Here is a 13,186-nt window from a genome sequence, read left to right as displayed (position 1 = left end):
GCCGTCGGCGGGATCCGAAGACACGTGATGTCCGCATACGGTCTTCCCCGGCCGATCGAAGGGGAGGGAAAAGTCGTTGATGGGTCCTGCCGGTCCCGACTGTCTGGTGACCGTGTTGGTGGAGATCTAGGCGGACCTGCCGCCTGGGAGAAGGTGGAGCAACACTTCGGGGAGCTGGGTGGTCGTGGCGGTCGGCCACGGCCAAGGAGCGGCGTGTCGCTCGCCGGGCCGTCGGAGCCGATCCTGGCGACTCCGGTTTCCGGTGGGTCGACGTTCCCGTCACGGGTTCCACCTGGCGTGCCTACTGGGAGGGGCGGCACGCTGAAGGCCGGGAGGCCGTACGTCTCCTTCGGTGTCGCCAACGGGCAGGACCTGCGGGTGACCAGGGCGGAACCGGGGGGCTGACCAACCCCGGCGAGATGCCGCACCATGTGGGAATGAAAGAACTGGCCGGGCGTCTGGCCGCGCTGGATCCGGATGCCGGGGCCACTGTTCGGGTCATCGCCTACTTCGACCGGCTGGCCGAGAGCCGGGCCGGGCTGGAGGCGCTGGTGCGGGGTGCCGCCGTGCTGGCCGGGTGTGCCGCGCGGCTGGTTGACGAGGAGCGTGTCGGGCTGCGGGTGGAGCCCGACGGGCGGCGTGCGGAGGTGCCGGGGCCCCGGATCCGCGCTGGCCGTGCGCGCCGCTGGAGCCGGGCGGGCCGCCGGCGCTGTGGCTGGAGCGGGTGGCGGCCGAGCCGAGCGTCGTGGACGCGGTGGTGCTGGAGCGGGTCGCGGCGGCCATGCGGGCGGTGCTGGACCGTACCCGGGGGCGTGCCCCCGCTGCGCGGGTCGACGATCCAGCGCTGGTGGAGACGGTCCTGGACGCCGGTGCCAGCGAGCAGGTACGGCTGCACGCGGCCCGCCGCCTCGGCCTGGACACCGTGCGCCCGGGCGCACGGGCCGCGTCGTCGCGCCGGCCGACGGGCCGCCCCGGATCGTGCCGCGGGAGGCCGGCGTCGTCCCGCCCGCCAGGCGGGTGGGCGTCGGCCCCGCCGTGCCCGTGCTGGAGCTCCCGCGTTCCTGGGCCGCCGCCCGTACCGCCCTGCGGTTCACCAGCGCGCGGGAGCCGGGGCGGCGTGCCGTGTGGGCCGAGGAGCTGGGTGATGTCGCGCTGCTCGCCGAGCTGGTCGGGCCGGGTGCCGAGCCGCCGCCCGATGCGCGGGCCGTCGAGGCCGCCGCGGCGGACGCGCCCTGGATGCTGCGCACGCTGCACGCCGGCCTCGACGGCGAGCCTGCGGGCGGCCGCCGCCGAGGCCGGCGTGCACCACTCCACGCTCCAGGACCGGCTCGCCCACGCCGAGCACCTGCTGGGCTGGCCGGTGCGCACCCGCAGGGCCGGTTCCGGCTGCAACTCGCCGTCACCGTGCGGCACTTGGCTCGCGACAGGGCCTACGGTGAGGCTTGGGAACTGCTGCAGAGTGACAGTGCGTGGGCGCATTCTGGTGTGTATGAGTGAGCGTCTCGGTCACATCGTGCGTGTGCGCCTGAGTGGGGAACGGGAGTTCTTGCATCGAATGCGTGACCTTCGCGCGAGGTGTTCGTTGGGCGTGGTGACGGGTTCTTCGGCATCGGGCGGGAGGTGGGGCGATGGGCGGGTTGCGTGTGGTGGCGGCTTCGTTCGTGGTGCCGGGCCCGTCCGGGGTGGCGATCCGTGGCAGCCTCAAGGGGCTGACCGGGCAGGATGAGAAGGTCCTGCGCCTGGTGGGTGACCTGCTCGGCTCCCTGGCCTGCCGCGACCTGAAGGCCCGTTGCGCGGCCGGGCTCGATCATGACAGTGATCGGTGGGCGGGGCGCAAGCGTGCTCTGACCGGGGCGTCCTCCTCGCGCTGGGCGGGCAGCATCACCAAGGCCACGCATGATCAGTGGGCGCTGGCTAGGCGCGGTCAGCTCGCCCACATCCACAGCCTCCGGGCAGGCGTGGACACGATCGCGCACCGGCTTGCGCTGCCGATCGGCGCGAAGGGCTCCAAGGGCCGGCCGGGCGGTTACCGCTCGAAGCGGGAGTGGTTCGCCAAGTCCCGGCGCCTGCACCTGCTCGAAGACCGGCTGGAACAGGCACGCGCCCAGTGGGAGGCCGGACGCGTACGGGTGGTGCGCGGCGGTAAGAAGCTGCTGCGTGCCCGGCACAACCTCGAGGCCGCCCAGCTGAGCGAGGCCGCATGGCGGTGCCAGTGGGAGGCCGAGCGCTGGTTCCTCCAAGCCGACGGTGAGTCGGGGAAGCGGTACGGGAACGAGACGATCCGGGTCAGTCCGGACGGTGAGGTGAGCATCAAGCTTCCCGCGCCGCTGGCCGCGCTGGCGAACGCGCCGCACGGCCGGTACGTGCTCGCCTGCCGGGTCGGCTTCCGGCACCGGGGCGAGCAGTGGGCCGACCGGATCACCGCCAACCAGGCCGTTGCCTACCGCATCCACTACGACGTCGGCCGTGACCGCTGGTACCTGACCGCCTCCTGGCAGAACCCTCCCGTGCAGACGGTGCCGCTGGAAGCCGCCCTGGCCGCGGGGCTGGCCGGTGTGGACATGAACGCCGACCACCTGGCCGCCTGGCGCCTGGACGCCCACGGCAACCCGGTCGGCGAACCGCGCAGGTTCGACTACGACCTGACCGGCAGCGCACCGCACCGGGACGCCCAGGTCCGGCACGCCCTCGTCCGCCTGCTGCACTGGGCCGAACGCCACCACCTGGCACTGGCGATCGAGGATTTGGACTTCCAGGCGGACAAGACCCGGGAGAAGCACGGGCGGCGCAAACACTTCCGCCGACTCATCTCCGGCCTGCCCACGGCCAGGCTGCGCGCCAGGCTGGTGTCCATGGCCGCCGAACTCGGCATCCCCTTGGTCGCCGTCGATCCTGCCTACACCAGCCGCTGGGGCGCCCAGCACTGGCAACGGCCCCTGACCACCACAACCCGCACCACCACGCGCCACGAGGCTGCCGCCGTGGCGATCGGACGGCGCGCCCTGGGACACCCGATCCGGCGACGGACGACACCGCCCCCACCACACCGGCGTGATGCGGTGGGGCATCGGACCGTCCAGGCCCGACCGGAGGTTCCGGGGCGTGAGGGAACCCGCCCCCGCATTCCCGGACCACGGACACGATCCGACGGCGCCGGATGCGGAGCGAAAGCGGGGGACCAGCGCGCCCACAACCGTTCGGGGCACGCGGCTGAGCACGAGTCCTGGCACCAGGACTCACTCCCGCTCAGTCTTTAGGAACGGTTCCGCGCGTACGAACGCGCCCACCGCGACGTGCTCGCCGAGTACCACAGGGTCGGTCTTATCACCCGAGGAGTGGCTGCACTCCACAGTTCAGGGATGGCAGGGGGTCGGACCAAACGGCAGCCGGACTCGTTCAGCCATAGCCACAACGGTTCTGGCCCCTGGCCCTTCCGTGAAGTACCCATCCGCTCGGCGACCGTTGCCTCGCCCGGCGGCGTCTGGCCCACGACACCGTCGTGGTCGCGCCAGTGCAGCACTCTTCGCAGCCGGCCGCCGAACGGTGCCCGCTCGGCCGCGGTGCTTCTGCTCGTAGGCGGTGACGGTGTCGGGAGAGGTGAGGATCTTCATCCAGTGTGTTCGAGGCTCCCCGCAGGTGAGGGGGCGCCCCTCCTGTGAGCCGCCCCGGCGGACCTTGACCAACTCCAGAACGCCCGGCACCCGCCCAGCGAGCGATGCGGGGCGGGTGCCGTGCAGGTGCGAGCTCAGGCGGGGGTGATGTTCTCCGCCTGGGGGCCCTTCTGGCCCTGGGTGACGTCGAAGTTCACCTTCTGGCCTTCCTGGAGCTCACGGAAGCCGGAGCTGGCGATGTTGGAGTAGTGGGCGAAGACGTCGGGGCCTCCGCCGTCCTGCTCGATGAAGCCGAAGCCCTTTTCCGAGTTGAACCACTTGACGGTTCCGCTGGCCATTTTTCCCTCCGAGGGGATTCGAAGTCGGTTCCCGCACCGTGCGGGAACCGGAGGTGATCGCCCTGGCCCTCAGAGACACTGAACAGAAAAATCACCCGTGCACACGCTCACGGGCGACCGGTACTTCGGAACCATGACAGCTGGCTCAGACGCTACACCGGCAGTTCCACCCTCACAACGAAACGCTGGTGAGAAGGGCTCGAATTCTTCCCTTCAGCGGCGTGATGTGGCGGACACAGGCGCGTGAGCCCGGGTCGGAGCCAACCCTAGCCAACGGGACAGAACTCGATCCTTCCCTGACCTGACGTCCGCGATGCTTGCCGCCGCTCCGGTCGGGGGTCACGTGGCCCTAGCCTAGGCCGACTGCGGGCCCGGATCGCCGACGAACTCGGCATCCACGCCGACCCGAAAGCCATCGGCCCACGGGTGCTGATCCTCCTCGAAGAGATCAACGCCACGATGAAGCAGCCGGCCCGCTACTGGGAGAAGATCCGCGAGTCCGGCGACCCGAAGGTCTCCCCGGCCGCCGACGCGCTCAACGAGATCCTCTACATGGGCCGCCAGCTGCGCATGCACGTGCTCCTGGTCGCCCAGTCCGCCACCATCCGCGCCCGGGGAGGCCCGGAGGTCCGCGAGCAGTTCGCCACCCGCATCCTCGCCCGCTACAGCGTCAACGCCTGGCGCATGCTCGCCCCCGAGGTCCACCCGGCGCCGAAGTGCACCAAGCACCACGGCCGCGCCCAGGTCGTCATCGGCGGCTCCGCCCATGAGACCCAGGTGCTGTTCTTCACCGCGACCGAAGCCCGCGAGTGGGCCACCACCGGCAAGACGGCCACCGACGGCCCGAAACGTGCAGCCGTCGCGACGCAGCCCGGTCCGGTGCAGTTGCAGAAGCCGCCCACGTCCGTCGCGCAGCCCGCCGCGCCCGCTGACTTCCTCACCGACGCCTGGAGCACCACGGCGGTCACGGCCGCGCCCGATCCGGCCCCGGCCACCGACCGCGACTTGCTAGCCCGACGCCTCGAGCCTCACCCCGACCCCGGCCAACACCACCCCGGCGACTTCGCCCACGGTCCCGGTGGACGACGACCAGGCGGTGGGGCTGCGCGAGGCCGCCGAACACCACCTGCCGTACACCCTCGCCCCGCTGCGCTACGCCCGCGCCAACGACCCCACGTTCCCCGGCTCGGTCGACAAGCGCGGCGCCGAACTCCTCTACCGCGTCGACGACCTCAAGAAGTTGACCCGCAACCGGCCCCGCGCCGCGTCCGAAACCACCGACCTCGACTGACTGCCACGGCCCGCCTGGCGGCCGCGAGCCGGGACCTGTCCAGCGACACCTGCCAACCTCTTGACGCTGGTCAGCGGGCGGGCGGATCGTGAAGACGCCTACGAGAAAGACTCCCCCGCGCCGGCGAAGCAGACCTGATCGTGGCGAAGCACCGCGACGGCCCAACCGCCACCATCACCGTCGCCTTCCAGGGCCACTACTCACGCTTCGTCGATATGGCGCAGACGTGATGCCGCCTTGTAGGTTCTCAATGCTCGTGTCTGAATCTCACGGGCGGCATGGGGCTCCCTGTGGGAGGCGCGCCTGCCGAGTGGGCCCCGACGAAATCGCTGCAAGGAATTCGACTTGCCGGGCCGTGTGACTGCGCCGGAAGCGGCTCAGATGACCAGGACCCGGCGCCCGCGCGTGTGACCGGCCTGGCTGTCGATGTGGGCCGCTGCGGCCTCGGCGAGCGTGTACGACTTCTCAACCGGGATGTGGAGCTTGCCCCGCGAGATGAGGCCGGCGGCTTCGGCGAGCGCGTCCGGCATGCTCCCGGCCACGCCGGAGAACCGGACACCGAGCTCCGACGCACCAAGATCGGCGATGGAGATCACCTTCCGCGGATCCCCGGTCAGCTCGACGAGCTCACGGATCACGCCCGAGCCGGCCAGGTCGAGGGCCGCGTCGACACGGCCGAGCTGCCGCACCCGCTCGACCCAGCCCTTGCCGTACGTCGTGGCGAGGGCCCCCAGGCTGCGCAGGTAGTCCTGGTTCGCGGCCCCGGCCGTACCGATCACCGTGATGCCGCGGTCGCGGGCGATCTGCAGCACCGCCGATCCAACTCCACCGGACGCCCCGCTGACCAGCAGCGTCTGCCCGAGCCGCACACCGACCTCGCGGAGAATGCGCAACGCGGTCTCGACCACGGAGGGGTACCCGGCCGCCTCTTCGAACGTCAGCCCCTCGGGCATACGGGCCCAGGCCGACAGCACAGCGAACTCGGCATACGTGCTCGATCCTTCACCGAACACGCGGTCGCCGACCTCGACCCCTTCGACACCCTCGCCCATCTCGTCCACCACCCCGGCGGCGTCCAGTCCGACCCCGGCGGGCAGCTCGATCGGATGGGCCCCCAGGACCTGGCCTTCGCGGATCCTCCAGTCGACGGGGTTCAGGCCCGCCGCCCGCACAGCGATGCGCACCTGGCCGGGGCCCGCGTGGGGCTCCTCGGCGTCTATGAGTTGCAGAACGTCCGGACCGCCGAACTCGGCGAAGCTCACCTTCTTCATGCGGTCCACGATAACACTAACGGTTAGGATTTAATATCTGTTACTACTTTGCATCTGGTAGCATCAGGGTGTGACCGTGCAGACGACCGGACGCCGTGAGCGCAAGAAGGCCGCGACCCGCCAGAAAATCGCTGACACCGCCCTGCGGCTCTTCCTGGAACGCGGGTACGACGCGGTGGGCATCCGGGACGTGGCCGCCGAGGCCGACGTGGCGGTCACCACGCTCTTCTCCCACTTCGCCTCGAAAGAGGCCCTGGTGTTCGAGCAGGACCAGGACTTCGGGCAACGCCTCACCCAGGCGGCCACCGGCCGGGCACCGCACGAGCCACTCATCCCCGCGCTACGCCGCGAGATCCACGCCCTGGTACGGCACTGCACGGGCGACGGCGCCGCTCCGATCCGGCGCATGATCGACGCGTCGCCCGCACTGCGGGAGTACGAGGAGTCGATGCAGCTGCGCCATGCCGAGTCGTTGGCGACGGCCATCGCCGCCGACCTCGGCCTGCCACAGAGCACGACGGCCTGCCGCACGATCGCGAGGTTCGTGATCGACGCCTATTCGCTGGCCCGCGAGGCGGCCGACCCGCAGGCCGCGGTGGAGGAGATCTTCCGGATGATCGAGGCGGCCTGGGAGGTCACCTGTCCGTCTGCGAGCGGTCGCCAGGAAACCGATGGGCCGCGGCCGCGGGCGTGAGACTCGCCGTCCTGGGAACCGCCGCCATGGTGCTCATCGCCCGCCAGGTTCCGCGCGACATCGGCGGCGACCAGGCGGTCTCAGTCCGTTCCGAGCTGTCCGCTGTGCGGTCGGGGCGCCTGTGGCTGGCTCTGGCGGCCTGCGCGACCACCGCCGGTGGCGTGCTGTCGACGTACACGTATGTCTCGCCGCTGCTGACCGACCGGGCTGATCTGGCTGCCGGTCGGGTGCCGCTGGTTCTGGTCGGTTTCGGTGTCGGCGCCCTGGCAGGTTTCCTGGTGGGAGGCCGTCTCGGGGACCGCCGTCCGTGCATGACGACGATCGTGGCACCTGCGGTGACGACGGTCCTGCTGCTGGCGATCTGTCTGCTGTCCGGGTATGCCGGGCCCACGATGGTGCTGGTCGCCCTGCTGGGGCTGTTCGGTCTCGGCGCCAACCCGGTGCTGATCTCCCTGGGTGTCCGCTTTGCCGGCCGGGCTCCGACTCTGGGCTCTGCCCTGACCGTCTAGGCGTTCAATCTCGGCACGGCCATCGGCTCATGGATCGCCGGCCTTGCCCTCGATTCCCCCTTGGGAGCCACCGGTCCGGCCGCCGTCGGCACCGTGATCGCCGCTCTCACGCTGATCCCCACAATCACCATGGCGCTGACCCAGCGCCACCACTTGGCGGCGGCGTACAGCCAAGCCGCCCCGGCAGCAGTGACGCCGAGCCGGGGGCCGGACAGCCAGGCCGCTTCCAGTGGGCTCGACGGTGTGAGCCCTTCAAATCGAGGAAGCCGCGGCACTGCCGTGTCTTCCTGAACACAAACCGGCGCCTCGGGCGCCAGCAAGACAGAGCAAAGGAGCCCCACGATGCGTGGAGTAGTGATGTACACCGCCGGCGACGTCCGGGTGGAGGAGCGCGAGGATCCGAAGATCACCGAGCCGACCGACGCGATCGTGAAGCTGACGGCGACCTGCATCTGCGGCTCGGACCTGTGGCCGTACCGCGGCATCGAGCCAGCCGATCACCAGGTCATGGGCCACGAGTACGTGGGCGTCGTGGAGGAAGTCGGCTCCGCGGTTAAGAACGTCAAGGTCGGCGACTTCGTCGTCGGGTCGTTCGTCATCTCCGACAACACCTGCGAGATCTGCCAGGCTGGCTTCCAGTCCAAGTGCGTGCACGCCGAGTTCGTCTCTCAGACGATCGGCACCCAGGCCGAGAAGGCCCGCATTCCGCACGCGGACGGCACCCTCGTGGCCACGCCGGGGCAGCCCGATCCCGAGCTGATCCCTTCGCTGCTGGCGGCCTCCGACGTGCTCGGCACGGGCTGGTTCGCCGCCGTCGCGGCGCAGGCCGGGCCCGGCAAGACCGTCGCGGTCGTCGGTGACGGCGCGGTCGGTCTGATGGCTGTCCTGGCCGCCAAGGAGCTGGGCGCGGAGCGCATCATCGCCATGTCCCGTCACCCTGAGCGGCAGAAGCTGGCTCGCTACTACGGCGCCACGGACATCGTCGAGGAGCGCGGCGACGAGGGCGTCGTGAAGATCAAGGAGCTGACAAACGGGCTCGGTGCGCACTCGGTGGTCGAGGCGGTCGGCACCCAGGAGTCCTTCATGCAGGCCGTCGGCGCCACCCGCGGTGGCGGGCACCTGGGCTACGTGGGTGTGAACTACGACGTGTCCATCCCCGGCATCGACCTGTTCTTCGCCGGTATCCACACCCTGGGCGGCCCGGCCCCGGTGCGCCGGTTCCTGCCGGACCTGATCCAGCTGATCTGGGACCGCAAGATCGCCCCCGGGAAGGTCTTCGACCTCACACTGCCGCTGGAGCAGGCCCCGGAGGGCTACAAGGCGATGGACGAGCGCCGCGCCACCAAGGTGATGCTCACCTTCTGATCCGCCTGCCCATTACCTTCTCGGCCCGCTCCGCTCTCCCGCAGCAGTCGGGGCGGGCCCCGTGGGCAACATTGGCGTCGTTTGCCAACAAGCGTGCTGATTTGCCAACTGTTCTGCGTCGTCACAACACCCTTCAACAGGCGAGGGAGACCGCACAGTCGCGAGTCTCTGTCCACAGGCCAGCACAGGTCTGCTGGTCACATGACTGATGACGACGCGCAGCGCGCGGCCCGTGTCCGCGCCAAGATGCGCGCGGTGCTGTACCCATTCCCCGGAGCCGCAGCCGGCCCGGCACCGCTCACGGCAGTACCTCGGAGGCCGACCGAACGCGTGGCGCACGGCGCCCCGCCTGGCCGATTACAGTAACGCCATGGACGGGCCGCTGGCGGCCGGCCAGTGGTGGTTTTTGTTCAACCAGGTGCCGGGCCTGCCCGAGGCCCTGATCACCGGCCGGGAGGACATCTGGCTGCGGCATTTCTTCACCGCCCGGTCGTCCAACCCTCAGCTGATGACGCCCGCCGACCTCGACGAATACGTCCGTGCCTACCGCCAGCCCGGAGCTGTGATGGGGGCGTGCAACGACTACCGGGCCGCCCCGCAGGATCTCGCCCAGGACGCGGAGGACGCCGGCACTCGCCTGACCTGCCCGGTGCTCGCCTTGTGGGGAGCCGACTTCCGTTGGGTGGGCCGGGCCTACGATCTGCCCCGTATCTGGAATGACCTGGCCGACGACCTCCGCACGGTAGAACTCCACCTGCTGGAGTTCCTCACCGGCTGGTGACCAAGCGCGCCAGGATGCAACGTCGGCAGCGCCGGGCCGGTTGGCGGAGTCCTTCAGCAGTCGGCGTGCGGGGCCGGGCACCGATGCGATCCGCGATGCGCCAGCAGATGCCAGAGTTCCACGGTCGGGGGTAGACGGTAGGTCTGCTGTCGTTCCGCTAGGTCGCCGAGCGGTGGAGGTTGAGGGGAGACTTGTCTTGTGATCGATCCCGCGAAGGTGGGCCGTGCGCTGAGCGATCTGATGATGGCCAGCCATGTGGCGACGCTGGAGGAATTGCCGCGGATGGTGGCCGATCATGTTGATGCGGTGGGCCTGCACGATGTGGCGTTCTTCCTTGTCGATGTGCAGGGCAAGGTCCTGCGTGAGGTCACCGGCGGTGGGCTGAATGCGGGTTCGCAAGGCCTTGAGCTTGCCGTGGACACCACCGTGGCGGGGCTCGCCTTCCAACGGGTGGATCTGATCGCCGAGCCGGACCCGTCCTGCACGCGGGAGCGCTGTCGGTGGTGGGTGCCCGTCACCGACGGCGTGGAACGCCTGGGCATGCTGCGCGCGGACACCGACGAGGACGACGAGACCACCCGGGATGCGCTGCGTGCGGTGGCGTCGATGGTGGCTTTGCTGGTGCTGAGCAAGCGGGGCTTCAGCGACTCCTATGCACGTCTGACCAGGACGGCGTCGATGAGCGTGTCCGCGGAGATGCAGTGGCACCTCACGCCGCCCTCGGCGTTCGCCGGCCGCACCACCACGGTGGCCGCGGTCTCGGAGCCGGCCTACGACGTCGGCGGGGACGCCTTCGACTATGCCGTGGCCGACGGCGTGCTGCACCTGTCGGTGTTCGACGCCATGGGACACGACGCACGGGCCGGCCTGACCGCCAACCTGGCCGTCGCCGCCTGCCGCAATGCCCGCCGCCAGGGCGCCGACCTCGTCGCCGTCTCCCAGGCGGTGGAGAACACGCTCATCGAGCACTTCGGCACCACCCGCTACGTCACCGGCATCCTGGCCGACCTCCACATGAAGACCGGACAGCTGACGTGGATCAACCGCGGTCATCCCCTCCCCGTGCTCCTGAGAGCCGGACGCTGGTCTCATGAGCTGCGGTGCCCGCCGGCCGGGCCCATGGGAGTGGACCTGAGACTGCCCGTGACCGTGTGCTACGAACAGCTCCAGCCCGGCGACCGGGTCGTCCTCTACACCGACGGCGTCGTCGAAGCCCGCGACACCGACGGCACGCAGTTCGGCACCCAACGCTTCACCGACTACCTCGTGCGCCACCACGCCGACCGACTCACCGTCCACGAGACGCTGCGCCGGCTCATCCACGCCGTGCTCGGCCACCACGACGGACACCTCGGTGACGACGCCACCGTCCTGCTCGCCGAATGGTGCGACCCGAACCAGGAGAACCTCACCCCCTGACCAATCACCGCCAAAGGCAAGGAGCCGCGCAGTGGAGAGGAGAGACGATGCCCACCACCGGGACGATCTGCCGGCCACGACCGGGAAGCTCACCCTCGGCACCGAACCCTGGGGTGCGGGCGGCTTCCTGCTCACGGTGACCGGCGACCTCGACCACCACACCACCACCCAGCTCACGGACTGGCTGCAGACCGTCCTGGAAAGGCCAGCCCCGACCGTCCTGGTGGACCTGTCCCGGGTGGCCCTCATCGATTCCAGCGGCCTGACCTGTCTCCTCCAGGCCGACCGGGCAGTGCGAGGCGCCGGGGGACACCTGGCTCTGGTCGCTCCAAGCCCGCGGGTGCAGCGTCTGATGGACATCACCGGCCTCGGCCAGGTCTTCACCACCTACCCCGACCATCGCGTCGCGCAAGCCGCACACGACCGGAAAGACCCACGCTAGTTCTTCTTTCCCGGGATGCCGAGTGCGGTGTCCGGTCTGCAGTGCACGCACAAAGAGCTGTGGGGTCGGCTTCCTTCGTGACGTGTGGGCCTGTCCGGGAACGGCAGGCCCGGTGGGGCTGGGCGTTGTCGGGAGACCTTCAGCCGCACCATCAGCAGGCGGTGGAGGCCGCGGCCGGGCAGGGGCTGGCAGAACTGGCCGACCGGGAGATGGAGCTGTCCGCGCACGAGGGCCGGCCCATCGTGTGGGCAGCGCGACTCTCACCCTGCGGCCGCGACGTGCTCACCTACACCGACGCCAGCCCCGCCCCCGAGCAACCACACGACACTCCCGCCAGCTCTGCCTGAGCCAGGCCGGCTTTCATGCGCTGGGCGGCTACGAGCCGGGCCGGGGTCGTCGACGGGGTCAGTGCAGGACTGACCGTACGGCGGCAGGGGATCGGCCGACGGCTGCTGTGCCGTCGTCTGCGGTGATGATCGGGCGTTGGATGAGGATGGGATGGTTGGCCAGGGCCTGGACCCAGCGGTCGCGGTGCGCGGCGTCCCGCCTCCATGTTGCCATCCCCAGATCGGCCGCGGCCGGTTCTCCGAGCCGGGTGATGTCCCAGGGCTCCAGCCCAAGCCGGTCCAGCACATGCTCGAGCTCGTCAGCGGTGGGTGGCTGTTCCAAGTAGTGCCGAACTGTGTACTGGGCGCCCTCGGCGTCCAGCAGGGACAGGGCGGAGCTGCACTTGGAGCAGGTTGGGTTGATCCAGATTTCCATGCGTTGTGGTCTTTCCGATGCGGTGCCGGGCTGCGTGCGGCGCGGTGGGTCAGGAGGTGGCGCCGGTCAGGGCGAGGAATTCGCTGCGGGAGCGGGCGTCGGAGCGCAGCAGGCCGAGCAGGGTGGAGGTCATGGTGCTGGAGCCGGTGGCCTGGACGCCGCGCAGGGTCATGCAGGAGTGCTCGGCTTCGATCACGACTCCGACGCCTTTCGGTTCCAGGTGGGTCTGCAGCCAGTCGGCGACCTGTTTTGTCAGGCGTTCTTGGACCTGTGGGCGGCAGGCGAAGTGTTCGACGACGCGGGCCAGCTTGGACAGGCCCAGGATGCGGGCGCCTGGCAGGTAGCCGACGTGGGCGGTGCCCACGAACGGCAGCAGATGGTGCTCACACACCGAGCGGACGGGTATGCGGCGGGCCAGGACGAGTTCGTCGTAGCCCTCGTCGTTGGGGAAGGTGGTCAGGTCGAAGGCGCGCGGGCTGAACAGTTCGGCATACGCGCGGGCCATCCTGCCCGGCGTGCCGCGCAGGCTGTCCGAGGCGGTGGAGATGCCCAGAGCCTGGAGGAACTGGCCGGCCGCGGCTTCCGCGGCGGCCAGGTCGATCCCGGGGGACTCGTGCACGACCCGCAGAGCGGGCCGTGCGGGCGCCGTCGGCTCCGGGGCGGCGTCTATTCGGGCGGTGGTGCGGTGCGAGCGCTCGGTCAT

At 70.3% G+C, this 13,186-nt stretch carries 14 protein-coding genes and 2 pseudogenes; 11 read left to right on the top strand and 5 right to left on the bottom strand.

The window, feature by feature from the left end; all coding sequences use genetic code 11:
- Positions 1-437 precede the first annotated feature (437 nt).
- Positions 438-1,497 (top strand): annotated as a pseudogene (locus tag ACWGJM_RS21300) (helix-turn-helix domain-containing protein).
- A 131-nt stretch (positions 1,498-1,628) separates the two neighbouring features.
- Complete coding sequence (locus tag ACWGJM_RS21295) at positions 1,629-3,257, top strand: IS200/IS605 family accessory protein TnpB-related protein (RefSeq protein ID WP_453413237.1); 1,629 nt, start codon at positions 1,629-1,631, stop codon at positions 3,255-3,257.
- A 488-nt stretch (positions 3,258-3,745) separates the two neighbouring features.
- Here ACWGJM_RS21295 and ACWGJM_RS21290 read toward each other — a convergent pair whose 3' ends face one another.
- A complete protein-coding gene (locus tag ACWGJM_RS21290; protein ID WP_010982331.1) occupies positions 3,746-3,949 on the bottom strand; it encodes a cold-shock protein in 204 nt (67 codons plus the stop codon).
- Between the two features lie 354 nt (positions 3,950-4,303).
- The gene (locus tag ACWGJM_RS21285) at positions 4,304-4,717 is read right to left on the bottom strand and encodes a hypothetical protein (RefSeq protein ID WP_453413236.1); all 414 of its coding nucleotides are present in this window, start codon (positions 4,715-4,717) and stop codon (positions 4,304-4,306) included.
- Positions 4,718-5,027: 310 nt separating this feature from the next.
- Here ACWGJM_RS21285 and ACWGJM_RS21280 point away from each other — a divergent pair, with 310 nt between their 5' ends.
- A complete protein-coding gene (locus ACWGJM_RS21280; RefSeq protein WP_453413235.1) occupies positions 5,028-5,240 on the top strand; it encodes a hypothetical protein in 213 nt (70 codons plus the stop codon).
- 87 nt (positions 5,241-5,327) lie between these two features.
- Positions 5,328-5,470 (top strand): annotated as a pseudogene (locus tag ACWGJM_RS21275) (DnaB-like helicase C-terminal domain-containing protein); the annotation flags it as partial.
- 147 nt (positions 5,471-5,617) lie between these two features.
- Here the strand turns inward: ACWGJM_RS21275 and ACWGJM_RS21270 are convergent.
- Positions 5,618-6,511 carry an NADP-dependent oxidoreductase gene (locus tag ACWGJM_RS21270; protein ID WP_453413234.1) on the bottom strand — a complete coding sequence of 298 codons (894 nt, stop codon included), beginning with the start codon at positions 6,509-6,511 and terminating at the stop codon, positions 5,618-5,620.
- Between the two features lie 76 nt (positions 6,512-6,587).
- Here ACWGJM_RS21270 and ACWGJM_RS21265 point away from each other — a divergent pair, with 76 nt between their 5' ends.
- The 7 genes from ACWGJM_RS21265 (at position 6,588) to ACWGJM_RS21235 (ending at position 12,068) form a co-directional block, all read left to right on the top strand.
- The gene (locus ACWGJM_RS21265; RefSeq protein ID WP_453413386.1) at positions 6,588-7,205 is read left to right on the top strand and encodes a TetR/AcrR family transcriptional regulator; all 618 of its coding nucleotides are present in this window, start codon (positions 6,588-6,590) and stop codon (positions 7,203-7,205) included.
- Positions 7,202-7,714, top strand: a complete 513-nt coding sequence (locus tag ACWGJM_RS21260; protein ID WP_453413233.1) for an MFS transporter — start codon at positions 7,202-7,204, stop codon at positions 7,712-7,714. Before ACWGJM_RS21265 ends, ACWGJM_RS21260 begins: the two co-directional genes overlap by 4 nt.
- 342 nt (positions 7,715-8,056) lie before the next feature.
- Complete coding sequence (locus ACWGJM_RS21255; RefSeq protein WP_453413232.1) at positions 8,057-9,079, top strand: zinc-dependent alcohol dehydrogenase family protein; 1,023 nt, start codon at positions 8,057-8,059, stop codon at positions 9,077-9,079.
- Between the two features lie 370 nt (positions 9,080-9,449).
- On the top strand, positions 9,450-9,860 hold the full coding sequence (locus ACWGJM_RS21250) for a hypothetical protein (protein WP_453413231.1): 411 nt from the start codon (positions 9,450-9,452) through the stop codon (positions 9,858-9,860).
- A 198-nt stretch (positions 9,861-10,058) separates the two neighbouring features.
- Entirely contained in the window at positions 10,059-11,279 is a 1,221-nt protein-coding gene (locus ACWGJM_RS21245) for a PP2C family protein-serine/threonine phosphatase (RefSeq protein ID WP_453413230.1), read from the top strand.
- Positions 11,280-11,310: 31 nt separating this feature from the next.
- Complete coding sequence (locus tag ACWGJM_RS21240; RefSeq protein ID WP_453413229.1) at positions 11,311-11,721, top strand: STAS domain-containing protein; 411 nt, start codon at positions 11,311-11,313, stop codon at positions 11,719-11,721.
- A 77-nt stretch (positions 11,722-11,798) separates the two neighbouring features.
- Positions 11,799-12,068 carry a hypothetical protein gene (locus ACWGJM_RS21235; RefSeq protein WP_453413228.1) on the top strand — a complete coding sequence of 90 codons (270 nt, stop codon included), beginning with the start codon at positions 11,799-11,801 and terminating at the stop codon, positions 12,066-12,068.
- Positions 12,069-12,126: 58 nt separating this feature from the next.
- On the opposite strand, the gene ACWGJM_RS21230 is transcribed toward ACWGJM_RS21235, so the two are convergent.
- Together ACWGJM_RS21230 and folE are read right to left on the bottom strand one after the other, a co-directional pair.
- Positions 12,127-12,483, bottom strand: a complete 357-nt coding sequence (locus ACWGJM_RS21230) for an ArsC/Spx/MgsR family protein (RefSeq protein ID WP_453413227.1) — start codon at positions 12,481-12,483, stop codon at positions 12,127-12,129.
- Positions 12,484-12,532: 49 nt separating this feature from the next.
- Positions 12,533-13,186: a GTP cyclohydrolase I FolE gene (gene folE, locus ACWGJM_RS21225; protein ID WP_453413226.1), complete on the bottom strand. Its 654-nt coding sequence runs from the start codon at positions 13,184-13,186 to the stop codon at positions 12,533-12,535.

Source organism: Streptomyces sp. NPDC054834, assembly GCF_053611185.1.
Note: the sequence above shows the minus strand (reverse complement) of the source record. Positions and strands in the feature narration are given on the sequence as shown.